This window comes from Ruegeria sp. G10, assembly GCF_056533645.1.
Map to the genome: position 1 here is coordinate 1 of NZ_JBQFOQ010000013.1, position 22431 is coordinate 22431.

16 protein-coding genes and 2 pseudogenes are annotated in these 22431 nt (G+C 53.2%); 10 read left to right on the forward strand and 8 right to left on the reverse strand.

All coding sequences use genetic code 11. From position 1 onward, the window contains the following. Positions 1-98 (forward strand): annotated as a pseudogene (locus ACR0KM_RS17940) (IS6 family transposase); the annotation flags it as partial. Positions 99-256: 158 nt separating this feature from the next. Here ACR0KM_RS17940 and ACR0KM_RS17945 read toward each other — a convergent pair. From ACR0KM_RS17945 to ACR0KM_RS17965, 5 genes are all read right to left on the reverse strand, one after another. After that, positions 257-763: a DinB family protein gene (locus ACR0KM_RS17945; RefSeq protein ID WP_480865530.1), complete on the reverse strand. Its 507-nt coding sequence runs from the start codon at positions 761-763 to the stop codon at positions 257-259. A 57-nt stretch (positions 764-820) separates the two neighbouring features. Continuing rightward, positions 821-1432, reverse strand: coding sequence for a LysE family translocator (locus tag ACR0KM_RS17950; RefSeq protein WP_480861117.1), 612 nt, complete (start codon positions 1430-1432; stop codon positions 821-823). After that, positions 1422-2144: a B3/B4 domain-containing protein gene (locus ACR0KM_RS17955; protein WP_480861115.1), complete on the reverse strand. Its 723-nt coding sequence runs from the start codon at positions 2142-2144 to the stop codon at positions 1422-1424. The genes ACR0KM_RS17950 and ACR0KM_RS17955 overlap by 11 nt, the downstream gene beginning before the upstream one ends. A 65-nt stretch (positions 2145-2209) precedes the next feature. Next, a complete protein-coding gene (locus ACR0KM_RS17960; protein WP_480861113.1) occupies positions 2210-3007 on the reverse strand; it encodes an AraC family transcriptional regulator in 798 nt (265 codons plus the stop codon). A 549-nt stretch (positions 3008-3556) separates the two neighbouring features. Continuing rightward, positions 3557-4144, reverse strand: a complete 588-nt coding sequence (locus ACR0KM_RS17965) for a fatty acid desaturase CarF family protein (protein ID WP_480861111.1) — start codon at positions 4142-4144, stop codon at positions 3557-3559. A gap of 230 nt (positions 4145-4374) precedes the next feature. Here ACR0KM_RS17965 and ACR0KM_RS17970 point away from each other — a divergent pair, with 230 nt between their 5' ends. Both ACR0KM_RS17970 and budA read left to right on the forward strand, forming a co-directional pair. Beyond that, a complete protein-coding gene (locus ACR0KM_RS17970; RefSeq protein ID WP_480861109.1) occupies positions 4375-5514 on the forward strand; it encodes a patatin-like phospholipase family protein in 1140 nt (379 codons plus the stop codon). A gap of 235 nt (positions 5515-5749) precedes the next feature. Next, complete coding sequence (gene budA, locus ACR0KM_RS17975) at positions 5750-6544, forward strand: acetolactate decarboxylase (protein ID WP_480861107.1); 795 nt, start codon at positions 5750-5752, stop codon at positions 6542-6544. Between the two features lie 483 nt (positions 6545-7027). Here budA and ACR0KM_RS17980 read toward each other — a convergent pair whose 3' ends face one another. Next, positions 7028-9652: an AsmA family protein gene (locus ACR0KM_RS17980; RefSeq protein WP_480861105.1), complete on the reverse strand. Its 2625-nt coding sequence runs from the start codon at positions 9650-9652 to the stop codon at positions 7028-7030. A gap of 487 nt (positions 9653-10139) precedes the next feature. Here ACR0KM_RS17980 and ACR0KM_RS17985 point away from each other — a divergent pair. Beyond that, a pseudogene (locus tag ACR0KM_RS17985) lies at positions 10140-10390 on the forward strand (transposase); the annotation flags it as partial. A gap of 22 nt (positions 10391-10412) precedes the next feature. Here the strand turns inward: ACR0KM_RS17985 and ACR0KM_RS17990 are convergent. After that, positions 10413-11315 carry a 5'-methylthioadenosine/S-adenosylhomocysteine nucleosidase gene (locus tag ACR0KM_RS17990; protein WP_480825103.1) on the reverse strand — a complete coding sequence of 301 codons (903 nt, stop codon included), beginning with the start codon at positions 11313-11315 and terminating at the stop codon, positions 10413-10415. A gap of 361 nt (positions 11316-11676) precedes the next feature. On the opposite strand from ACR0KM_RS17990, the gene ACR0KM_RS17995 reads away from it, so the two are divergent. The 4 genes from ACR0KM_RS17995 (at position 11677) to ACR0KM_RS18010 (ending at position 18308) form a co-directional block, all read left to right on the forward strand. Then, positions 11677-13044: a dipeptidase gene (locus ACR0KM_RS17995; protein WP_480861103.1), complete on the forward strand. Its 1368-nt coding sequence runs from the start codon at positions 11677-11679 to the stop codon at positions 13042-13044. 106 nt (positions 13045-13150) lie between these two features. Next, positions 13151-15685, forward strand: a complete 2535-nt coding sequence (locus tag ACR0KM_RS18000; protein WP_480861101.1) for a plasma-membrane proton-efflux P-type ATPase — start codon at positions 13151-13153, stop codon at positions 15683-15685. Between the two features lie 21 nt (positions 15686-15706). Next, a complete protein-coding gene (locus tag ACR0KM_RS18005) occupies positions 15707-16555 on the forward strand; it encodes a polyphosphate kinase 2 family protein (protein WP_480861099.1) in 849 nt (282 codons plus the stop codon). Between the two features lie 49 nt (positions 16556-16604). Continuing rightward, the gene (locus ACR0KM_RS18010; protein ID WP_480861097.1) at positions 16605-18308 is read left to right on the forward strand and encodes a SulP family inorganic anion transporter; all 1704 of its coding nucleotides are present in this window, start codon (positions 16605-16607) and stop codon (positions 18306-18308) included. 321 nt (positions 18309-18629) lie between these two features. On the opposite strand, the gene ACR0KM_RS18015 is transcribed toward ACR0KM_RS18010, so the two are convergent. After that, entirely contained in the window at positions 18630-19682 is a 1053-nt protein-coding gene (locus ACR0KM_RS18015; RefSeq protein ID WP_480861095.1) for a TRAP transporter substrate-binding protein, read from the reverse strand. Positions 19683-20201: 519 nt separating this feature from the next. Between ACR0KM_RS18015 and ACR0KM_RS18020 the strand changes: the two genes are divergently transcribed. Together ACR0KM_RS18020 and ACR0KM_RS18025 are read left to right on the forward strand one after the other, a co-directional pair. Beyond that, the gene (locus tag ACR0KM_RS18020) at positions 20202-21089 is read left to right on the forward strand and encodes a prephenate dehydrogenase/arogenate dehydrogenase family protein (RefSeq protein ID WP_480861094.1); all 888 of its coding nucleotides are present in this window, start codon (positions 20202-20204) and stop codon (positions 21087-21089) included. A gap of 248 nt (positions 21090-21337) precedes the next feature. After that, complete coding sequence (locus ACR0KM_RS18025) at positions 21338-22264, forward strand: class I SAM-dependent methyltransferase (RefSeq protein WP_480861092.1); 927 nt, start codon at positions 21338-21340, stop codon at positions 22262-22264. Positions 22265-22431: the final 167 nt, after the last annotated feature.

Below are 22431 nucleotides of genomic sequence, written 5' to 3' on the forward strand. Positions count from 1 at the left end.
TTTACAACCACTTCAACCAGGAAAGATCGTTAGCCAGTCGAGACACCTTCAAGCTGACCCGCGCCGCCGCTCTTAGCGAGTGGCGTCAACTCTGTTCCAGATGGGTTCGCGGCTTCGGCAGTAAACTGAGGCTGGTTCGAATTCGTCTGGCAGCACCCTAGAGAAATGTGGTCTTTGGCGTCACCAAGAAACGCCTGGCGCTCTTTCGACGCATGTCTTTAAGTCCATGGCATTGGCATGCAATCTACATCTATAGCTATTTGACCCCAAGCATCTGAAGGTCTGTCGATTCCGTCGTTGCACCCGCCTGCGTCAGCAATGAATGAACCTGACCACGATGATGAGTCTGATGGTTGATCATGTGAACCAGATTGAAACCGAGTGTCGTTTGAACGCAGTCATGCCCTCGTTGCCAGGTGACGATGGACGAGAGGTCCTGTGGTGTGAGCAGATCGGCCCAGCCAACGATCTTTTCATCCAATGCTTCCCGCTGTTCGACATAGTCCGACCAATCTACGGGCGTGTTTGTATACGGATGTCGCGCTGCAATCTCGGCAACGGTTTGGGTATCGTCGCGAAACCGTGCCAACCAGATGCGATCGTCCCACAGAATGTGATTCAATGTCTCTGCTATTGATCTGAAAAATGCACCTCGGTCTTTCCAGCGATCCGCATGCGTCAAAGGGCTCGCCGCGACGATGAGTGATCGGTTCTGCCATTGATTGTAGCGGGACATCGTTGCTGCGAACTCAGGTGTAATCATAACGTTCGTTTCACTTTGACTGACTTTGGATACTGTTACGGCCCCCAGTTCCGCGGGCTAGCGGCTTTCAAAAGCGAGCCGTAGACCGAGGATCGCGAACGCTGCAGCGAAGCCACGCTTCATCCAGTCAAGGAACAGAGGCGTCTGTTCGATACGCGAACGAACCTTTGAGGCGAAGCCACCGTAACAGATGAAGACCGCAAACGTCAGGACCATGAATACGACGCTGAGGAGCAGCATCTGATGCACAGCCGTTGCTGAACCTGCGGTAACGAATTGTGGAAGAAACGCCAGGAAGAATATCGACAGCTTTGGATTCAATATGTTGATCAGAAAACCTGTAGTTGCAACCTTGAGATACGATGTCCGGTCGACCTGAGCATCGAACTTCATAGGACCGTCATCTCTCAAAATCCGCCACGCTAGGGACAGCAAGTACAATATGCCAAGCCACTTCAATGCCTGAAAAAGAACCGCACTTGTGTGCAACAGCGCGGCCAATCCCGCGATTGCAGCCATCATGTGAGGAACGATACCCAAAGTACATCCGATCGCGGCCGCAAGGCTGGCCGCAACCCCTCGTGCCAACCCCACCGCAACGGTATAGATCACGCCTGTGCCTGGCGCGATGACGACAACGAAGGACGTGATAAGGTACTCAATCCACACCGGAGAAGCCCTTCAAAATATTTGAAACGAAAACATCACCTGGCTGATCCAGCAGACGCCCATTGGCCTGGGCGCCAAACACATCGGCAATCGTGGTGATGAGATCGTCTCGTAGCGCGCGCATCTGGGTGATAGCGTCTTCATGCTGCGCTTCGGCAACGATCAGGGCGCGTGTAGTCTCGGGTGAGACAGCAGAGCTGAGGCTTTGGCGGTTGGCCCAACGCCTTGCATGAGCATTCCCATCCTGATCGGCAAAAATGACTTCTCCCGGATCGGGTGTTTCACGCTGCCCAGAGAACGCTAGGTAGGTCTCGTCGCCGTCGGCGGGTCGAACACACAGATCACCTGAAATACGATCCATGTCGAAAACGGCAACCGGAACAGCGAAGGCAACGGAAACTGCATTGCAAAGATCGATCAGCGGATGCAGCTTTGGTAGGTCTCCGCTTTTTCTTAGTCGGCGAAGCAAGGCTTCGGCAGCGCATCGGTACTGTGTCGGCTTCAGACCCATTTTTGCATAGGCGCGACGCCATGCTTGGATTTCAACGAACGCACCCTCGCTTTCTCGTTCCAAACGTTTAAGCGCCATTGCAATGAACTTCGCCACCGAAGCTGAGCTGTCGAAGTCAGGCCGCACGCCCGAGAGTTCGATGACACAGGTAGTAAGGGCCGGGAAATTCGTTTGAATGAAGGGCGAGTATTCGAAGCGCATGGATCACCTTGTCTTTTTTCCAAACTAGGAGATCCGATTGATGTCGGATTGAACGATATTGCAGCTTAGGACGTGGCTCTGCGGGCAAAGCTGCCGGGCGTCACGCCATACTGGCGGGAGAATTTGCGGGTTAGATGGCTTTGGTCCGAAAAGCCGCACGCAACCGCTGTTTCGGCCAATGGGACTCCGAGCAAAATCATGTCTCTGGCTCGTTTTAGCCGATGCTGCGTGAGGAACGCGTAAGGGGTTGTTCCGACTTCGTCGGAAAATCTTCGCAGGATCTGAAACCGACTGGTCCCGGTTGCGTTAGCCAAGTCTGCCAACGACAGGGGGATTTGCCAGCTTTGACAGATCATATCAATTGCGATCTGGACCTCTCGCGAGCGGTTCAGGACGACCGATGGTTTGTTCGTTTGGCGCCGGTCCAGTTGCTGGGCAAGCGCCAACATCAACACTTGCTCAGCTTCGTTGCTGTCGGTGCCTTCAGACTGCAACACTGAGAAAGCCTTTTTTGTACGCAAAAAGGTTTCTTTAGAGCGATTAACTGGAAGTGTGAATTCAGCCTTGTCGGGATGGACATCATTCAACTGGGACAGCGCTTCTTTGGTCAGAAATATCATATGCCATTCGCGGGGCTCACCCTGGCGGACCAGACCGTCATGCATCTCGTCAGGGTTGACGGTCATTGTGTCGCCAGCCTGAGCCACCACCATCCCGCGTTGACTCCAACTTCTCTGGCCTCCTTTTGCGATGTACCCGAAACCGAACTCGTCATGAGAGTGGCGCGGAAACGAACGATCGGAGAAAATGGATATCGTTTCAACACCCGGGAGGATCGTCTGGCTGCGGTAGGACTTGTGCATGCCGCTAGTATTACAGGTCTATGTAAGACTGTTCCACTCTTACTCTTTTGTGTTCTTGCAGCAGTTCTTATTTTCTACGAAACAGAGTCGTGGTCGCTTTCACAACGAATACCCGCTTTGCACAATGCGATTGCAGCTTTTCCCCGAAGCCAAGTTCGGCTTTGGGTCGTTAGCTGCATTGGCATTTTTCAGCATGACCCATAATGGCCACTCCACTAAAGACTAGAACGATGTAGCCAAAGCTTTTCAGGGTTCTTGCCAAAAGTGTAAAGTGGCAGCTGCGTCCCATCTTACTTCAAAATGTCGCTGAGATCGTCACAAAAGCAAAAGTAACATGATAGTGCACAAACGGTCCTAACCATCACAGAATGCTGAGCGTTTGGCCTATGATCTCTTTCGATTTGATTTAACGAGACGATTCTGCAGATAGCAATGTTGTCTTGTAGACCCCAAGGCCACAGATGCGTGCGTCCTACTACTGCAATTCATAAGTCACTCATTGTGAAAAATCTGCTTCGTGTGTGAGCACAAATAGCAAAAGCTCAGAACTCAGTTCCAAACGGCACGATCGCGGTACCAAGGACGGTTCTGAAGATCAGGTCTGCGGGGAGCGCCAAAAACCGGCACTAAAACACGTTCAAGCGCGCGCCAAAACCTAATGCTCTCTAGCACAGGGTTTACCCATGGTGTGATCACACAATAGTGGGTCGTGTTTGGAGCTGTGTGATGACGCCAGTGATGACGTCCATCTTGAAGGATACCCAAGCGCTGAAGGTAAGAAACCACCACCGGCAGTCGAACAGTCGGTGCGTGCGCGAAACGGTGAATTTGCTCAGAGAGGCTGCCTATCAGCAGAAAAACGACCAATTGCCAAGATAGAACGCCGAAGAACCAAGAAATAGAAGCTATTAGAACAGCAATTGTAAATAGCAGGGCACTGTCGTGTAGCCAGTGGATTTTGAGAATATCAGTTGGATCAACATGGTGTCGCGTATTTGGAAAAGCGAAATTTGGACCCCAGATCGGTGCGTCAACAGTGCCCAGCGTATCCATCGCCCAATGCCAAAATCCACTGGCGAAATCCGCAAGCAACAACAAACCAACAACCTGCAGCGCGACTAAAACGATTTCATACATCGGAGACCAGTCCTAGCTGATCCACCCGCTCTTGCAAGTGTGCCTTGAGTACTTTTAATCAAAATTAACTTAGCCGTACGCCGCATGCCGTTGATGCTTGTTAATCGAGCAAATGTACCTGCTCCTGGCGAATTCTAGAATCTCTAAGCAAACATCATCGAAAGTCGGACTACGTTTAAACATGACAAACTCGATTCCCTTTACCCGCAGAGCCGAACCGTAACACTACAATGAAACGCCTATTTGAAACCTGTGGAAAAGCCTTCATTTGGCTTGTTCTGGCTCTGGGACTATATGCCGTCGGCGTCCTAGCTTACTCCAACTATTTGATCGAGAATCGGGTGCAGATGACAGGCTGGCCAGAGACTTCTGATTTCACCGACCCGGTCGATTGGAAAACGGATAGCCCAAATGTCGTGCGAATTCTGGCAATGGATGGCGGTGCTTTGTATGGCTTGTCGCAGCTTGAGATATTGAAAGCCATAGAAGAAGAAACGGGAAAACGCACCCATGAGCTTTTTGATTTTGTAACGGGTGCATCGACAGGTGCAATTATCGGGGCCCTGTTGTTCAAACCCGGTTTGGACGGCAGCCCGCCACCTACCGCCGCAGAAGCCATCGACATCTACGACGAGTACGCAAGGGATATTTTGGGTATTCCCGTCTATCATGCCGTACTGACAGGTCGAGGCTTGTTCGGCCCCGTAATACCAAATCAAGGCCGTCTGAAGGTCTTTCGAGACGGGTTTGGAGACTCGCGATTCAATGAATTGCTGCGCCCCGCACTATTCCCTGTCTTTTCTCAGGAGGAAAACAGAATCCGATCGTTTCGAAATTGGGACAAAGTTGACAGCAACATTCATCTGCGCGCTTTGATCGGCGCTGCGACAAGCGCTCCGATGTTCTTTCCTGCGATAACCTTTAAAGGAGAGCATGCAACCGGTGCATTCTTTGATGCCGGTTTAGTTCTAAACTCGCCGGGTGAGATCGCCTACTTGCAAGCGCGAACAAATCTACCGGATCACAAGAACTTTGTTGTTGTGTCGATTGGTACAAAACCGCAGCCGATCGTGTCTTCCAGAACGGCCGAATCGGGCGGAGTGATCGATTGGTTGGCGCCAATACTACAAATTGTGTTCAGCGGCGAGGACACAATAAGTCAGGACACACTGGAACAGCTGTCGAAAATTGACACTTCCGTTACCACACAGTCCTTCTTCCTAGCGCCAGATGACGTTGAGGGCGTTTCCGGTTTCGAGCATACAAAGTCAGCGATCACTTCAATTCGCAACACAAGCCAAGATTTCGTTAAGGAAAATAATAACTTAATTCGTGAAGTCGCCAGAGCACTATCAATTGATGTCGATTGACTTGGAGGCCGCGATTGGCAATCGCTCCGCGAAGCGGTTGTTGGATTGGTATCTATTGGTGTCAGGCTTGTGCGCGTTTCAGTCGTCTGTTTTGCGCTCCAAACTAGTCGTCGAGGCGCGAGGAAGCCAAAGATGCTTATGGTATTATCGATTGTACGAAGGGCGAGACACTGGGCCGGGTCGCTACCAACTCAAATTGAATAAATTGACCTGAAAGGCCAGGTGATGGAGTTTCATGACTATGGACACAGAACTCACCTTTGCAACGGCCGCCGCCAGCCATAGCAACAAACAGCGATTTGAGCCTAACGACCATGCGCACGAGTACTATCAGGCATCGCTGCTGAGTGCTGTGATGCAGGGTGTTTACGATGGAACGGTCACTATCGGTGAATTGCTGAAACACGGAGACTTTGGTCTCGGCACATTCAATGCGCTCGACGGGGAGATGATTGTAATAGACGGTGTGGCCTACCGGCTTGACTGTAACGGGAGAGCAATGGTTGCAAGTGACGATGCCCTGACCCCCTATGCCGCCGTCATCAATTTCGAACCCACAGTGTTCCTTTCGCTGGATGGGTCGATGGAAAAACGGGCCTTTGAAAGTCAGCTGGATGGGTTAGCAGAAGCTAAAAATCTGTTTTACGCCGTTCGATTTGATGGGCGCATCCAACACATCAAATATAGAAATGTCGTGCGGCAGGACAAACCCTATAAACCTCTGCTGGAGGTCGTGAAAACTCAGGCAGAGTTTGAGTTGACTGATGTGGACGGTGCAATTCTGGGTTTTCGGTGTCCGGACTATGCGGTCGGTATCGGTGTGCCAGGTTATCACCTTCACTTTATTTCGACCGACTTGAGTAAAGGTGGGCACGTATTGGACTACACCCTTGCCAACGGTCGACTGGAAATTGACCATACCTCTTCTCTACACCTGGAGCTCCCGGAAACCAGATCCTTTTCTGATGCCGATCTGACTGCAGGCGCTTCGGCTGACGGAATCCTGAAGGCAGAAGGCAACGACAAATAGATACACGCCAAAACCTTCCACAAGGCTTTGCGGCCACTGAGGCAACGTGTGTAAAGGTTTGCGTCTGCCCACTATCTGCCGCTTGCCAGCTGTTTCAAACCTTCGGACTGTGCAGTTCGCCACCTGCTGCATAGTCGGAAGTCCGAGGTGTGATCAACAACCGCTCGGGGCTCATTCCGTCTGATCGATCCTTAGTGAACCGTTTGATCCAGCTCGTCGCACCCTCGGATTGAGTTTAGGTCCGTGGCGCTTGCTCCGACTAAGGTCTGACCCAGATTTGGAAGAGAAACGAACTTGTGCTCTGGGCGCAGCACGTGTGTTGGTACCTCTAAAGCATCGGATACGGGATACGACTGTGCGCCATGCGATCTAAGCAAATGCGTCCTTCCTGCACCTACACCGCAACGAAGTAAGTATCCACCGCAGCAACTCTCTCTTGGGCGGTTTGAACAGATGGTTATAGTGCGCTGGGGCGAGCGGTAATCATTGCCTCAACTGGTTTATGTCCGGAATGCAGGATTTTCGGTGCAGGGGTAACTGTGTCGCGCCATCAGCGCGTTTCTGATAAATATTGTGGTGAAGAAGTTTGATCTTCGGATGCGTTAGCGTGCCTACGACTTCGAAAGGCCAGGCGCTCCGCGACAAAGGCCTGCCAAGTTTTCGGGCCTCGGCTTGGATTGAAATCGAGTTCTTTTTCCAATCCAGATCGCCATGGGCAACAAGTTGGACTTTCCTGGTTTCTGCGACAAACGAATTGAAAGAAACGTAGCCAGCATCGATTTTGATGGGCGCGGCAAGGCATGCCACCTTGCTGTACCCGTTTCTGAGTTCTTCAGAAATTAACCACGGAAATATGCCTAGACCGGACAATTCGAGAAGGCTGGTGGAAATCCCACCATTTGACATCAGGATCGAAGCAGATCCTCTCATTGAGTTAGTGAAAGCGTTTATTGAACGCCTGTTTCCGGTGAACTCAAAATTCCCATGTAGCCGCCCCTCAGCCGCAAGTTTAGCATTGAGCGCGTTCAAAACGTCCACCAAGTTCCAATCTTTCATTGTGCCTTGGACTGACAGTAATTCCGGGGACTTCACCATGTTCATCTTTGCCGAACCAGAGAAGTGGCCGCCATCATATGTGACGTCGACAGGCCCAAGTTGGGCAAGGCCATTCTTCGCCGTGAGCTGGCTCGACAGGCTGGTTACCGCTCGCTGACCTTCAATCCTTCTGATATCAATGGATACGTCGACATCTTGGTCGAGCAAGAAATCCTCCAATTCCATCATATCAGTAGCTTTTGCCGCCTTGGTGTCGGTTCGATGGAAACCAGTTCCAAGCTGCGAAATAACGGCAATAGCATTCTGAACGTCCTTCAGCACGATACTCTGGCTGGAGACACTGCCTTGCGTAATTGGTTGCGCTTCGGTGACTGAGGTCTTCAGTTCTGCACTCAGTTTTGATTTTCCTGATGTAATTCCAATAACGCTTGAGAATTCGTCTTTTTTTCCATTTGCCGACAAACTGAACTGCAGCGGCCCGGCATTGATTTCATTCAGACCTATTGATGTCAGGAATTGGGAACTGTCTTTGACGTCAAGGTTGAGGTTGAAGGAAAGGTTTTCGAAGTCATTAACGTTTCCAAGTTTTGCCTGAGTTTTCAGGTCCCAAATGTCTGTTTCAACCGTCTGTGCCTCGAACTCATTGAGGCTGAGGTGTCCTTGCAGATCATCTACAGAAAAGCTTCCTTCGATGTTCCCAAGTGATTTAGCTTTTTTCTCGTTCTTAGCTCGAAAAAACAAGGTTGCTGGCATCGACAAAGTCCCGCTGAAGTCGATCTCTTTCAGCCGCAGCAGGTCTCTGATGTTGCCTCGGGCGTTGATGTATGGCCGATCCTGCGGCCCGGCGAGCAACGCTATGTCTTCCAGCATCAAATTGCCATCATCAGAGCGAAATACCCGACCAATACTAACTGGGCCGATTTGCTTGAGCTCATTGTCAAAAGCATTTGTTGTTAGAATGAAATCTTGAAACTCAAGGGAATTGCCCCGACCAACGATTTGGGTTGAAAGATCAGTTAGCTTCAAATCCTTCAAATCCGTGGCCGTTTCTGGCGGATTTCCGTCAGGATAGAAGCGTCCATCAACCGCCATGTCGATACCCTCAAAACCCAGCAGATCTTCGATAGCTCCCTTAGCTGTTAGCAACTGGCCGTTTGAAAGGTTAATGACTGTAGAGATATCAGTAGCTTGCAACTTTGGGTTCTGGCTGCGTATTTCTGCTTCCAGGGATGCCTGACCTTCAAAATCACGATCCAGCTTGAGTACTTCGAGCAAATCTCCAATTTCGCCAGTATTTAACGTTAGTTTGCCTTCGAAACCGCCACCATTCTGGGAGGTGATCGGGGTTCCGTTGAAATCGAGAGCCATCGCTCCGAAAGCTGCGGTTGTCTTGAATGGCTTGCCCCGTGGATAGTCCCCTGTGATCTGGAAGTTCTGACCATTCACAGTGCCTTGGCTTGTCACGGTGACACCGGCATCATCATCCACCTGATCCAGGTTGAGGCTTGTTAACTGGAAATCGAAATCGAAGCCTGTTGCCTCGTTGTCGACGACGAGTGCAATTGATGTGAATGCTGCTGTTTTGTCGCTCAGGAAATCAAGAATACCGCCAGTGTCATTCTGCTGTCCCAAAGCTGTTAGGCTGACCTCTGGCCGGTTGTTCGCCGTCCAACTGTGCTTCCCATCTGTGTTGGTCAGCATGCGAACTTTCAAACCATCCAAAATCAAGTTGTCGATATCAATCTGGCCTGAAAACAACGCAGGCAGGTTCAATTCCAGCTTTAGGACCTTCAATTCCGCCAAATTCACATCGCCCATGGTCTCGCTGGGGACTTCCACGTCAGTTGCACGGATATGGCTCGTCGCACCCAGAACGATGCTGGCATCTCCTCGAATATACAAAGCTTGGCCGATCTGTTCTGAAAGCATGCGTTCCAAAACCGGAATGCGAAGGCCGGAGAAAAAAGGTAGGGCCAAAAAAGACCCCAAGAGCGCGATCATAATAGCGCCTGACAAGAGGGCACGTCCGACTATTCGTACAATCACCTTCATAGCGTCCAATCATCGTTGCTGTACATCACTAGTACTTTTTAGAAGCGCCCTTGTCTGGAAGGTACAGTGCAGCCTTGCCAGAAGAAACAAAATACAAACGAACCAGGCTTGGTTCCAAAATGGTCATTAATTGAACTGCAGTGCGCGACTTCAGCGCTGCAAGTCACTTTGCAAACAATTCTCTGAGGGGTTCAAATTTCAAATCACTTACTGCGGTCAAAGCAAGCAGTTCAGGTAGATCTTTAGTTACTTAGCAAGATTCTATGCGCTAACGGAGAAGGCTACGGCAAGAAAGCTTGAGATCGGCTCAGCGAGATCGTTCTTAACACCGCATATTGCCAGGATACCCACATAGCGGGCTGGGACTGCAGCAGCTAAGGCCAAGCCTAAAGTCGGCACCGGCCGGAAGCGAGATGGAGGCTAAATCGGTTGTAACTCCGGGCCGATTGAAGGATTTCACTAGGATCAGGATCCATTGATTCCCGTTTGGCTGCTTGGGGAGCGCGGATTGGACGCTGAATGGTTCTGGGAACCTGTGAAAGACAAAGGGGTACGCGCGTGCACCCCATGCCGTAAGCAGCGAAAGAAAGCAGTGAAATACAAAAAACGTCGCCTTCGGATCGAGATTATTTTTGGAAGGCTGAAAGAATGGCGTCGTTTGGCGACGCGATACGACAGGTGCCCAAAGGTCTCCTCTCAGCCATCGCGTTGGCAGCTACCGTCACCTGCTGGCTATGAGCCCTCGCCCTAAATAGAGGCTCTACTTGAGTTCGTCTAAGAAGGCTTCGACCAAATTGGCAAGATTTCCTCCCGCCAAGTTCATAAAGATGTCAAACTGGTTATCGCCGGATTCACCACCTGCGAGATCAGATAAGGCTCGGAAAGCGAGGAAAGGAACACCGTTGGCATCGGCGACCTGAGCAATCGCACCTGTTTCCATGTCCAAGACCCGTGCATCAAATGTACTGTGAGCCCACTCGCGGAACTCTGCATTGTCAACGAAAGCTGTTCCCGTCACACCGCCTCCCCCGATATGAACTACTGGTTTATGTTCCAATTCTCGACCGTCGGCATCCGTACTCGTAAGACTTACAGTCTCTGCCGCTCTTTTGGCGGCTTCCAAGAAGTCTTTATCGGCGGGAAACCAAAAGCGGCTCTCACCATGTCCGGCAAGCTCTTCAAAAACGCCAATATTAAGCGTGTACATCATTCCAAAGTTGGGGAAATCAGACGATAGAAAAGGAGGAAGTTCGTATCCATTTTCAGTCTGTCTGGCATAGGCCATCTCCATATATTGACCCCACTGGGTCGGAACGGCGATATCCCCTATCGACAACGTAGGGTCGGCGCCTCCTGCGACGCCCGAAACAACAATCCCGCTGATTTCAAAATGATCAAGCGCCAACTGTGTTGTCATAGCAGCGTTGACCATTGAAACCCCGGAGGAGAACACCAAGACAGGAATTCCCGAAAGCTCACCTGATACAAACTCGCGCCCTATTATTTGGTGACTCTGCGGGTTTTCCAAACGGCTTCGCAATACTTCAATTTCTGGCTCGAATGCAGAAATAAGCGCCATGCGTGAAACTTCGTTTTCGTTTGCAATTGCGGAAGAGTTTCCCGCTAGTACGGCTAAAGTCAAAGCTAGCAGTTTCCTTATCATCGATCGGTGTCCAATCGGGTCTGTTGTCCCTATTCTCGAAGCATTTAAGCATTCCGTTCACAATCTTCCAGAAAGCCTATTCACCTTACTACAACTAACCAGCGGCCACTGGCCCGAACGCAGCGAAAGCTCACATTGCCCGCGATCTGTGAATACGTACGATGGTTCGTTTTGCGTTTGCAGCGAACTGCAGGTTCGACGGGCCGCGCCGCCGCATGGAAACTATGGGGTTAAGGTCCGGGAAGGGCCGACTAGTCCCGCTAGCCCATTCCGGGTTGTTACGCGTATTAGGTAGTCTTCAGCAGGCTTGCAGGCGACATCTGGTGTCGTAAGTTAAGCGTGGCATCAGAGAGGGCATGATATGAGCTGGACCGAATATCTCGACACACACCAATCGCGCTTTGTCGAAGAGTTGTGCGATTTCATTCGTATACCATCGGTTTCAGCCAAGCCCGAAAACGCGGGCGATGTTCGAAAAGCCGGGCAGTGGGTCGTTGACCGGTTGGTCGCGGCAGGAATGGAAAACGTTCAGATGATGGAGACCGCAGGCCATCCGGTGGTCTGCGCCGATTGGCTGCATGCTGGGCCCGATGCGCCCACAATCCTGATCTACGGCCATTTTGACGTGCAACCGGCTGAACCATTTGAGCTCTGGTCATCACCTCCGTTCGAGCCGACGATCCGCGGGGACCGGATTTACGGGCGTGGGGCGACCGATGACAAGGGTGCCATGTTTATCCCGATCCTTGCGGCCGAGGCTTTGCTGGCGGAGACCGGGAAACTGCCAGTCAACGTGCGGTTTTTCTTTGAAGGTCAGGAAGAAATCGGATCTCCTGACCTTCCACCCTTTATCGAAGCAAATCTCGATCGCCTTCAGGCTGATATGATCTTTTCCGCCGATGGCAGCCAGTGGGATACGGAGACGCCGCAGCTGGTCCTGGGCCTGAAAGGGCTCACCTCGCTTGAGATCTCGGTTCAAGGTGCGAAATCGGACTTGCACTCTGGTATGCACGGCGGCGGTGTCGCAAATCCGGCGATGGCATTGGCCCAGTTGCTGGCCAGCATGAAATCGCCCGATGGTCGGATCACGGTGGATGGCTTCTATGACGATGTCGTCGAGTTGACGGATGAAGACCGCGCGGCAATTGCGCGGGTGCCTTGGGATGAGGCGGCCTATCTGGCCCAGACCGGAGCGTCGGCAACCTTGGGCGAGCCGGGGTACTCCACACGTGAAAACCTGTGGGCTCGTCCAACGCTTGAGGTCAATGGGCTGACCAGCGGTTGGCAGGGGGAAGGCACAAAGACCGTTTTGCCCGCGGTTGCTTCGGCCAAGGTCACGTGTCGTTTGGTAGCCAATCAGAACCCTGAAAAGATCTTTGATCTGATTTCCGCCCATGTCGAGGCCCACTGCCCGCAGGGTGTCACCGCTCAGGTATCGCGCAACCCGGGGCGCGCAGACCCGTTTCTTGTACCGGCCGGACACAACGCAACCGCCATCGCGGGACAGGTTCTCGAAGAGGTTTACGGCAAACCCGCGTACAAAACCCGCGTTGGTGGTTCGATCCCCGTGATGTCGACCTTGCTGGATGAGCTGGGCCTGCATGCCGTCATGTTTGCCTTCGGACACGAGGATGAAAACCAACACGCCCCGGATGAGTTCTTCCGCCTGCCAACATTCCGACGCGGGCAAACAGCCTATGCTCGGTTGATGGAAAGGCTGGGTGAATAGGCTATCTGCAGGCTCAGTTCATACCGTTTCTGTGCAAACTGCAAACCTGCGTAAGCAATTGCAAGGCAAGCTGTTTTGTTGCAGGTTTGTGCCGAGGGTGGGATAGATGTCGACACAATCCACACCAAGGCAAAGAACTGGGCCTGGGCTGGAAAACGCCGATCTGAAGGCCGTTTTCAAAGAGCTTACAACCACCGATAGCGGTCTTACGTCGGCGGAGGCATCGGATCGGCTGACCAAATATGGCCGCAATGAGCTGGCTGAAAAACACGTTAGCGACCTTCAGAGGCTGTTCGGTTATCTATGGGGTCCGATCCCTTGGATGATTGAGGTTGCCGCCGTCTTGTCGGCGACGATCGGTCATTGGTCCGACTTTTTCATCATCATGGTATTGCTGGCCTACAACGCCGCCTCCGGCTTCTGGCAAGAACGCAAAGCCGCGGACGCGCTCGAGGCGCTTAAGGCAGGGATGGCCCCCAAAGCCATGGCTTTGCGAGATGGCGCGTATTCGCAAGTTGATGCCGCAACAATCGTCCCCGGCGATGTGGTGCGTATTAAGCTGGGGGATGTTGTCCCGGCCGATGTGCGGTTCATCGACGGCGACTATGTCAGTATCGATCAGGCCGCGCTGACAGGTGAATCCCTTCCGGTCTCGAAGGCAGTGGGTGACGTTGGCTATTCCGGCAGCATCGCCAAAAAGGGTGAGATGAGCGCTGTGGTCATCGCCACCGGAGCGGACACTTTTTTTGGGCGAACCGCCAGCCTCGTGGCGGGTGCGGGCAAAGGTGCATCACATTCCCAACTTGCTGTCACGCATATCGGTGATTTCCTGATCATCCTGTCAATCGCGCTGGCCTTCCTTCTGGTGGGCACCGAACTCTATCGCGACATGGTGGTTGATCATTCGTTGAGATGGTCCTCGGCGACGGATATCCTCAGGACCGTTCTGGCGTTGCTCGTCGCATCGATTCCGGTGGCGATGCCCACTGTCATGACCGTCACAAACGCTCTGGGCGCCATGAACCTATCCAAGAAGAAGGCAATCGTTTCGCGGTTGGAAGCCATTGAGGAACTGGCCGGTGTCGATGTTTTGTGCTCGGACAAGACCGGAACCCTGACGAAGAACCAGCTGAGCCTGGACGGCCCCGTGGTCTTTGGCGCAAAGGACGCAAAGGAACTGATCCTGGCTGGTGCGCTGGCTTCGCAGTTCGATGGCGACGATCCGATTGATGCGGCCGTGATCGCGGGGTTGCCCGAGGCTAACGCCCTGTCCGGGTACAAGCAGACCAAGTTTGTTCCTTTCGACCCGGTTTCGAAACGAACTCAGGCCGACGTAAGCGATTTGAAGAACAAGAACGCAAGCTATACCAAAGGGGCACCGCAGGTCATTCTGGAACTGTGCACGCTGGGGTCGGCAGAGCTTAGCAAAGCGCAAGATGACGTCGAGAACCTTGCGTCAAAAGGGATGCGCGCCCTTGGTGTCGCCCGTTCGGATGACAACGGGAAAACCTGGGTGTTTCTGGGTATCCTGTCACTCTACGACCCGCCCCGCGACGACTCGAAGGAGACAATTCAGCGGGCCAAGGACCACGGGCTTTCGGTTAAGATGATAACCGGTGATGATGTGGCAATCGGCGACCAGATCGCCGCTCAGCTGGGGATGGGCGCACATCTTCAGGCGGCTTCGGACCTGTTCACATCCAACATGGACATGAGCCATCTGCCTGAACAAGTCGGGCAAAATGTTGAACGGGCGGATGGGTTCGCGCGGGTCTTTCCCGAGCATAAATACGCCATCGTAAAGGCATTGCAGGATCGCGGTCATGTCGTGGCGATGACCGGTGATGGTGTGAATGACGCCCCGGCGCTGAAGCAGGCCGATTGCGGGGTTGCCGTGAGCGGCGCGACAGACGCCGCACGCGCCGCCGCGGCACTGGTTCTGACCGCACCCGGTCTATCGACCATCATCGATGCCATCGAAGAGGCACGGCGCATCTTCGAGAGAATCCTGAACTACATCGTCTACCGGGTCGCCATGACGCTGGACATCATGTTCGTCGTGGTGATGGCGACGATCATATTCGGCTTCTCTCCGTTGACGCCCATCATGATCATTATGCTGGCGCTGCTTGATGACGTTCCGATCATGACAATCGCCTATGACAACACCTATTTGCCCAAAAAGCCCATCCGCTGGGACATGCGGCGTATTCTGCTTGGTGCCAGCCTGATGGGGCTGCTTTCGATCATTCAGACTTTTGGCCTTTTGCTGATAGGGATGCACTGGATTAACAGCACATCTCTGCAGGCTTGGATTTCGCTGACACAGGAGCAGGTTCAGACGGTTTTGTTTCTGCAACTTGCAGCGGGCGGACATCTTTTGTTGTTCGTTGTCCGATCAAGAGGGGCTTTCTTTGCCCGACCCTGGCCTGCGCGCCCGCTGTTGATCTCGATCATCGGCACGCAAGCCATTGCGGTCGCGCTGTGCGGATTCGGGTGGTTTGTCGAACAGATCCCGTGGGCGGTGATCGGTCTGGTCTGGGTCTACATGCTGATCTGGCTGGTTATTCTCGATGTCGCAAAGCTGGCCATGATGCACCGGTTGCAGACCTCTAAGAACGCGGCTGGCCGAATGGCTTGAAACGCATAGAAAGGCTGACCCATGCACTATTTCAACAAATTTCGCGTGACGCCGGGCAGCAAGATCAAGCTCGACGATATCGATGCTGACTTTAGGGACAAGCACGAAGACCATCAGCACGCCCTGCCTGAGATCGAAGCGTATTCCAGAAAGATCGGCGCGCTTCAATACCTGCTAAACGCGGAAAAGAAACGTTCGCTTTTGATCTGTCTGCAGGGGCGCGACGCGGCTGGGAAAGACGGAACCATAAACCATGTCCTTGCGGCGATGAATCCTCAGGGCTGCACCGTCAGCGGGTTTAAGGTTCCAACCAAAGAAGAAGCCGCCCATGACTTTCTGTGGCGCTATCACAAAGCCACGCCCGCCAACGGTCAGGTTGCGATCTTCAACCGCTCACATTACGAAGATGTCCTTGTTGTCCGGGTGCACAATCTTCTGCCTAAAGACGTCTGGGAAAAGCGATACGACCACATCAACGCATTCGAGGCGCTGCTGCGCGACAGCGATACGCATATTCTGAAATTCTACCTGCACATCAGCCCCGAGGAACAATTACGCCGGTTTGGTGAACGTCTTGACGATCCTGCGCGGCATTGGAAGATCAGTGAAAGCGATTATGCCGAACGCCCTTTCTGGGACGACTATACCAAAGCCTTTGAGGCGGCGCTGACGAAATGCAGTACCGAAGCGGCACCTTGGTTTGTCATCCCGGCCAACCACAAATGGTTTCGCAATCTGGCCATATCCAGAATTGTCAGCGAATATCTGGAATCGCTGCATATGGAATTCCCCAACCCCACAGTCGAAATCGAAGATATCCGCAAAAAGTTCCATGCCGCCGAAAGACGCCAACGCGATCACGAGAAATAGCTTCCGCCGCCGATCAAGGGCGGCGCTGACCCGAAAGTGCTGCATCTGAATGTCTGACAAAACGCCCCATGCTCATGGATCATCCCTTCCGGTTCTGCAGGGCGTTCTGCCGATTAATGCGGGCAAACTTCCGGCTGAAATCCTCGCTGGCATAACCTTTGCATGCCTCGCGATACCCGAGGTCATGGGGTACACGAAAATTGCAGGAACACCGGTGATTACCGGCCTCTATACGATCCTGATTCCGATGACCCTGTTCGCGATATTCGGATCCTCGCGCCACCTTGTTGTCGGCGCAGACTCGGCAACCGCTGCCATCACGGCCTCAGCCTTGGCGGGCATGGCCGTGAGCGGCCCGTCCGAGTACATGGCGCTTGCTTCGCTTTTGGCACTGATGGCAGGTATTCTGCTGATCGCCGCCCGAGTCATCGGCCTTGGGTTTCTTGCCGATTTCCTGTCGCGAACGGTTCTGGTCGGTTTCCTGACAGGTGTAGGTATTCAGGTCGCTTTGGGCGAATTGCCCGGTCTCTTCGGCATTGAAACAAGCGGTCATGGTACGATCCAGAAGCTTTCAAGCGCCTATCAAAACATCGGCCAGCTCAGTTGGGCGACGTTTCTGATCGCTGCGGCGGTCTTGTTCATCGTGATCGCGGCGAAACGCCTGTCCCCAAAGGTTCCGGGGCCTTTGATTGCCGTTATCGGGATCATCGGCCTCAGTTGGTATTTTGATTTCGACGCGCGCGGGATCGCGCTGCTGGGTGCCGTGCCCGGCGGGCTGCCCTCGCTTTCGATCCCTGATGTTGACTGGACATGGGCAACATACAAACAACTGCTGCCGACAGCGCTGGCGATCCTCGTGGTGATCCTCGCGCAGAGTGCCGCCACCTCTCGGGCCTATGCCATGCGCTACGGGGAAAAGTTCAGCGAGAACACTGATCTCGTCGGGCTTGGTATTGCCAATATCGGCGCGGCTTTCAGCGCCACATTCGTCGTCAACGGCAGCCCGACCAAGACCGAGATGGTTGCCGGTGCCGGAGGTCAAAGCCAGATCGCGCAACTGACCACGGCGCTGGTTGTATTGTTCGTTCTCTTGTTCCTGACGCAGCCGCTTGCATTTTTGCCCGAGGCTGTGCTGTCTGCTGTCGTATTCCTGATTGGTCTAAAGCTGATAGACCTGCGCGGATTGCGCGTTATCTTCGTGCAGGCACCCATCGAGTTCTGGATCGCGATAGGCACCGCCGCGGTGGTCGTCGCCGCCGGGGTTGAACAGGGCATCATTTTTGCGATGGTCCTTTCCCTGATCGATCATACACGCAAAGGATATCGGCCCAAGAACTCCATCATCACCAAAACACCTGATGGGGAGTGGTTGGCGCAACCACTCGACCAACCCGGGCAATTCGAGCCCGGGCTTATTGTGTACCGCTTCTCACACGGAATGTACTATGCAAATGCGCAGCGATTTGCCAATGAGGTCACTCAGGTCGTCGCCGCGATCGAAGACAAGACGCGCTGGTTCTGTATCGACGCTTCTGCAATTGACGACGTCGACTACACCGCCGGGTACGTTTTGAAATCAACCATCCAGACACTCAATGACAGTGGCATTGGGGTCGTGTTTCTCTACGCTGAACCATCTGTGCAGGCAGAGCTCAAACGCTATGGAGTAACCAATCTTGTTTACAAAAACTTCTTTTTTCAAACAGGTCAGGAGATGATCGGGGCTTACGAACTCGAAGTATCGAATAGCTAGTGGCATTTCAATCAATGTGCGCGCGGGTCCCATCTGGCGCCATCAAAGCATAAGGATTGGGCGTCTGTGACGAATGTCTGGAATGCGAGCTGCGAATGCAGAAATCAAACGTTAAACTCAAGGCCCGCAACGGACCGCTTTCAAAAAGCGACCACTAATGCGCGCTGCGGTCACATTTCCGCGTCCTTTGCGCTGCAACTAGCCAATCATGCAAGCGCGGAGAACGACTCTGAGGCCTTTGTGGCCCGACTCATGTTGCGCAATAGGCTCTCAACTCTGCCCCCGGGCGCAGAGGCCCAAGGATCGCGCGGGGACGGTCGATCATGGGCGCTGCATAGGTGTTTCGGTTAACGCGTCCCAGGCGTCTTCTTGCGTTCGCGCGGCCTGCAAGCTGTCCCAGACCTCTGCCACAAAGGGGTCAGCCGTGGTCATCTCGGAGACAAGCGCGTCCCAGGCTACTCGGAGGCCGTCCAGGGTCTCGGGGCTATAAAGGCGGACGTCCACGCCCTGTTCTGCCAATTGCGCGACGGCGGCGGCTTGTGAGTATTCCATCTGCAGGACCGAACGCATCGCGTTGGTTCTGGCCGCCATGTCGATGATCGTGCGCTGGCTGTCTGTCAGGCCGTCCCAGACGTCGCGGTTGATGACCAACTCAAGCATCGTCGAGGGTTGGTGCCAGCCGGGGAAGTAGTAGAAAGAAGCCACGTCCGGAAAATTCAGCGCGAGATCCACTTGGGGAAAGCTGAACTCGGTCCCTTCGATGGCGCCACTTTCAAGTGATGGAAAGATCTCTCCGCCTGCGATCAGCACGGTATCCGCACCCATGCGTGCCAGCACTTCCGAGGCCAGCCCCGTCCAGCGCAGCTTGAGCCCGGCAAAATCGTCGGCCCCTTCGATGGGTGTGTTGAACCAACCTCCCGACTCCATGCCGGTGAAAGTTACAGGTATAGTCACAAGGTCAAAGCCCGCGTCGTCATACATACGCTGATTGAGTTCGAGCCCGCCGCCTTCGTAGAACCAAGCCATATAATCAAGTGCCTGAGGCCCGAACGGCATCGACGTGAAAAACGACGCAACGGGCAAGGACCCATGAAGGTAGGCCGCAGCGGTATAGCCCGCTTCGATCTGGCCGTCAGAGACCGCCTGTTGAATGTCGAACGGTGGGACAACCGCGCCAGGTTCCGCCAACTCGATCTGGATTGTCCCGCCGGAGGCTGCCTCGACGTCTGCTTCGAACTGCCGGATCGTGTTGACGACCGGAAGGCTGGTCGGAAAAGCCGATTGTAGGGTGATTGTGACATCCTGCGCAAGGCTCGGCCCGCTCATGGCCCAAAAGGGTACGGCAGCTAGGGCCAGTTTGGTCATCTTTGTCATATTGTCCTCCGGGGCTGTTGCGTTGGTTTTCTTAGGGTGCGCGATTGTCGAAGTGCCGGATGATTTCGAAATGTGGATCAAAGCTGCCTCGATTATCCTTGAACTTACACGCATTCGTTCAAGATCAAACTGCGGCTTTGTCTGCAGATCGTAAGTTGAAGTTCTACAGGGTTTCACACGCGCGACGAACTACAGCTACATCTGTGTAACTGCGGCATCGAGACAAGCCGATGGATGCTGGCCCTGGGCCGTCCTCAGCCCCAGAAAGGGACGTTTAGGACGGATGCTGCTTTGTTGCAGAGGTCTGTTCAGAGCCCATACCTCCCGAAAGCCACACTCCAGCCGACAGACGCCAGACTGCAACATCGTTGACTCTGCTCTCTTGAGTGCTTTATCGCTGGTCTCATGATCAAATCGTTCTTTGCATCGCAGGTCTATTATCCTCAGCTTCGATAGCTGCGGGCAATTTATCATTGGTTTTCCGCTGCCCCTGACAGCGGTCAACATGCAAACGACCTTGTGCCGGGTGGCAAACTCAAAGGTCGCAAAATGCACAACAAAAGCATAAGTCAAAAAACGTCGCTAGGCATCGTGGGCTTCGGTGCGTTCGGACAACTCGCAGCCCTTCATCTCGGCCAACACTTCGAGATCTCAGCCTATGATCCCTCTACCGGCCTTGCTAAGGTCGCAAAGCAACTAGGAGTACGCCTGGCATCATTGCGCGACGTATCGCAGGCTGATGTGGTCCTCATTGCGGCGCCTGTCTCCTCATTTGAGCAGGTTGTCAGCGAGATCGCGGTTGCATGTAGACCTGGCGCGCTGATTGTCGATGTTGGTTCAGTCAAAGTAATTCCCACTGAAATCATGCGACGCTTGCTACCGAACTATGTGGATATCGTAGCCACGCACCCCTTGTTCGGCCCTCAGAGTGCCACGAAAGGTGTTGAGGGTCTCAAAATTGCAGTCTGCTCCATTCAGGGAAAGCGAGATTTGAGGCTGGCAGCTTTCTTACGCAAGTCGCTCGGTCTGGTTGTGATCATGACGACACCAGAAGAACATGACCGAGAAGCTGCTGTCGTCCAAGGGCTCACGCACCTCATCGCCAAAGTGCTCACTAGAATGGGGCCGCTGCCAACGCGCATGACAACGAAGAGCTTTGACTTGTTATCTGAGGCTATTTCCATGGTTCAGGACGATGCGCCAGAAGTATTCGAAGCGATTGAGAAGTCCAATCCATACGCCGAGGCCGTGCGCCAACGGTTTTTTGGCTTGGCCGCTGGTTTGAGTGTCGAGCTAGACTCTGCATCGAGGATAACGAGTCACAACGAAAGCGGACTTGAAGGAGCATCAGCCATCGGCAGTTTCGTGTCATACCAAACTACACATTCCTTGCGCCCGAGCGAATGACGGCTATCGAGCCCAAACTAACCGACGTCCCAGGTTGTTTGAATGTCAGAACTGCAGAACATCCAGACCGCGAATGGTCTTCGGCATGAAACTATGCGGTCAAGGGCATTTTGTTTTCAATCCTATTATGTCCTGTAATCCTCAATGAGGACGCTGGAATGTCCCCTTGAGTTGACCTCCTATCTTTGACTTGAACCACAAAAGATGATCTCAAGAGAATTAAGCTAGTAAACTCGCGGGAAACCTCCGTGTTCTATGTCCCGGAAACAACCCAACCCGGTTTGAGCCGAACGGCGCTTGGCGTATGTGCCTTTTGCGCCATGGTGAATAGAAACCCGGCCTATCGCGATGTCTTTTATGATCCTTTTGCGGAGCGGTTGTTTGCCGAAGGGGCGGTTGATGGTCAGCGCATTCTTGACGGGTTGACCGACTGGCCATCCGTGCTCGCTTTTGCAGATGAAAATGGTATTGCACGGCGACTTGTCGTTTCCGTTTTGTGGCGCAAAACTTTCATGCAGAGCCGGGCCGAACAAGCTGTGGCCAATGGCGCTGAACAAATCGTGGTCCTTGGTTCCGGGCTTGACACACTTGGGCTGCGCTTGTCGGGCAGGTACAGCCAAGTCCCTGTTTTTGAAGTTGATCGGCCTGAAACGATCGCCGCCAAACGCTTTCTGATTTCCCGTAATTTCGGTGTTCCGCCGAATATCCGCTATACCGCAGTAGATTTTGCGAAAGAGACGACGCTGAATAGGCTTTTGGAGCACGGCTATGACCACAATGCCGGTACTGTATTTATCGCCGAAGTCTCATTGGAGTATGTTCCACCTGCTGAGGTCGCAAAAGTCTATCAGATGGTTAAGTCTAACCAGTCGCCTGTAACCCGTTTTCTGACAAGTTTTGCCTCTTCTGCGAGTTTTTCCAAATCGATGGGCGAAAGCGACAGCATCGGAGAAGCCGTTGCGGGGGCAGGAGAACCCTTTCTGTTCAACGTTGCCCCCGACGAAGTATCTGACTTTGCTGCTGCGCAGGGTTTTTCCGTACTCGATCACCTGTATGGCAGCGAGCGCATCGGCGACTACATTGCAGCGCTCGGTCTAAGCGCTGATATGATGGACTTTCCAATGGAACAGCTTGACGCCTCTTCGTTTTCCCTTTCTCAGTTGAAACCCGATTGATTTGCGCGAGACAACAAGTTTCGCTTCCGTCCATTCCTCGACACACAACCACGTCAACTCGGAAAGATTTCTGACCAGCCGAGCAACCTTCAACTTGACAGGCATCGCCGCTTTGGCCAAGTGGCGTCACTTTGTTTCGGATAGGTTCACAGTTTCTGCAGTAAACT

Bases quoted from the DNA above. Each gene is read 5' to 3' on its own strand.
- ACR0KM_RS17945 (WP_480865530.1), bottom strand. From the start codon at position 763: ATGATTACACCTGAGTTCGCAGCAACGATGTCCCGCTACAATCAATGG.
- ACR0KM_RS18005 (WP_480861099.1), top strand. From the start codon at position 15,707: ATGCACTATTTCAACAAATTTCGCGTGACGCCGGGCAGCAAGATCAAG.
- budA (WP_480861107.1), top strand. From the start codon at position 5,750: ATGACTATGGACACAGAACTCACCTTTGCAACGGCCGCCGCCAGCCAT.
- ACR0KM_RS18015 (WP_480861095.1), bottom strand. From the start codon at position 19,682: ATGACAAAGATGACCAAACTGGCCCTAGCTGCCGTACCCTTTTGGGCC.
- ACR0KM_RS17990 (WP_480825103.1), bottom strand. From the start codon at position 11,315: ATGATAAGGAAACTGCTAGCTTTGACTTTAGCCGTACTAGCGGGAAAC.
- ACR0KM_RS18000 (WP_480861101.1), top strand. From the start codon at position 13,151: ATGTCGACACAATCCACACCAAGGCAAAGAACTGGGCCTGGGCTGGAA.
- ACR0KM_RS17965 (WP_480861111.1), bottom strand. From the start codon at position 4,144: ATGTATGAAATCGTTTTAGTCGCGCTGCAGGTTGTTGGTTTGTTGTTG.
- ACR0KM_RS17980 (WP_480861105.1), bottom strand. From the start codon at position 9,652: ATGAAGGTGATTGTACGAATAGTCGGACGTGCCCTCTTGTCAGGCGCT.
- ACR0KM_RS17955 (WP_480861115.1), bottom strand. From the start codon at position 2,144: ATGCGCTTCGAATACTCGCCCTTCATTCAAACGAATTTCCCGGCCCTT.
- ACR0KM_RS17995 (WP_480861103.1), top strand. From the start codon at position 11,677: ATGAGCTGGACCGAATATCTCGACACACACCAATCGCGCTTTGTCGAA.
- ACR0KM_RS17970 (WP_480861109.1), top strand. From the start codon at position 4,375: ATGAAACGCCTATTTGAAACCTGTGGAAAAGCCTTCATTTGGCTTGTT.
- ACR0KM_RS18010 (WP_480861097.1), top strand. From the start codon at position 16,605: ATGTCTGACAAAACGCCCCATGCTCATGGATCATCCCTTCCGGTTCTG.
- ACR0KM_RS17960 (WP_480861113.1), bottom strand. From the start codon at position 3,007: ATGCACAAGTCCTACCGCAGCCAGACGATCCTCCCGGGTGTTGAAACG.